This window comes from Pseudomonas sp. HMSC063H08 (assembly GCF_001813645.1).
In the GTDB taxonomy this organism is placed as follows: Bacteria; Pseudomonadota; Gammaproteobacteria; order Pseudomonadales; family Pseudomonadaceae; genus Pseudomonas; species Pseudomonas aeruginosa.
This window is the reverse complement of the sequence record NZ_KV813394.1, coordinates 1-1,492: the sequence shown is the minus strand read 5'-3', so window position 1 is coordinate 1,492 and position 1,492 is coordinate 1. Positions and strand designations below refer to the sequence as shown.

Genomic DNA, 1,492 nt, shown 5'->3' with positions numbered 1-1,492 from the left:
CGACAGCCCGCCGACCGATCCGAGCAAGCCGTTCCGCCTGTACGACGACTACGACGCGGCCCAGGCAGGTCTGCGCGTGAAGCTGAAGATGAACGACGTCAGCGGCATCGATCCGGGCCGCACCCCGGTGATGTTCAACGGCGTGCAGGTCGGCCTGGTCAAGTCGATCGACATGGGCAAGGACTACAGCAGCGCCACTGCCGACCTGGCGATGGATCCGCGGGTCGAGGACATGCTGCTGGAAGGCACCGAGTTCTGGACCGTCAAGCCAAGCATCTCCCTGGCCGGCATCACCGGCCTCGAGGCCCTGGTGAAAGGTAACTACATCGACGTGCGCTTCGCCAAGAGCGGCGCGCCGAGTCGCGAGTTCACCATCCGCCCGAAAGCGCCGCCGCTGAACACCGACGCGCCCGGCCTGCACCTGGTGCTGACCAGCGACAAGCTCGGCTCGATCGACATCGGCGCGCCGATCCTCTACCGCCAGGTCCGCGTCGGCAGCGTACAGAGCTACCAGCTATCGCGCGACCGCCAGCGAGTGGTAGTGGGTGTGCACATCGAGCCGGAGTACGCGCACCTGGTGAATACCTCGACGCGCTTCTGGAACTCCAGCGGGATCACCCTGACCGGCAACCTCAGCGGCGTGCAGGTGAAGAGCGAGTCGCTACAGACCCTGATCACCGGCGGGATTTCCTTCGACACCCTCGATCCGAAGGCGCCGACCGTGACCAAGGTGCGTCGCTTCACCCTCTTCGACAGCGAGGAGGCAGCGATGGCCCGTGGCGTGGAAATCCAGCTGAGCATCGACAATGCCGACGGCCTGCGCGAAGGCACGCCGATCCGCTTCAAGGGCCTGGACATCGGCAAGATCGAAAGCGTCGAGCTGAACCCGGACCTCTCCGGGGTACTGATGAAGGCCCGCCTGACTTCCGCCGGCGAGCGCGTCGCCCGCAGCGGAACCCGCTTCTGGGTGGTGCGTCCGGCACTCGGCCTGCTGCGTACCGAGAACCTCGGAACCCTGGTCAGCGGCCCCTATATCGAGGCGCTGCCGTCGAGCACGCCGGGCGAGCGCCAGGCACGCTTCCAGACTCTCGCCGAAGCGCCCAACCTGCTGGGCCGGGAAAACGGCCTGCGGCTGACCCTCAGTGCGCCGCGCAAGGGCTCGATCAAGCCGGGCAACCTGGTGACCTACCGGCAGATCCCGGTGGGCAAGGTCGTCGACCTGGCCTTGGGAGAACAGGCCGACCGGGTGCTGATCAGCATCCTCATCGAACCGCGCTACGTACCGCTGGTGCGTACCGGCAGCCGTTTCTGGAATGCCAGCGGCTTCGGCGTCGACGCCAGCCTGTTCAAGGGCCTGTCGCTACGCACCGAGTCGATGGAGGCGCTGATGGAGGGCGGCATTGCCTTCGCCACCCCGAACAATGCGCAGATGGGCGAGCCCGCCAAGCCGGGGCAGACCTTCGCCCTGTTCGATTCGGCCAATGACGAATGG

General features: G+C 66.5%; 1 protein-coding gene. It reads left to right on the top strand.

What is annotated here, in order from left to right:
• A partial coding sequence (locus HMPREF2924_RS08700) for a PqiB family protein (protein WP_021205238.1) occupies nucleotides 1–1,492 on the top strand: 1,492 nt, incomplete at both ends.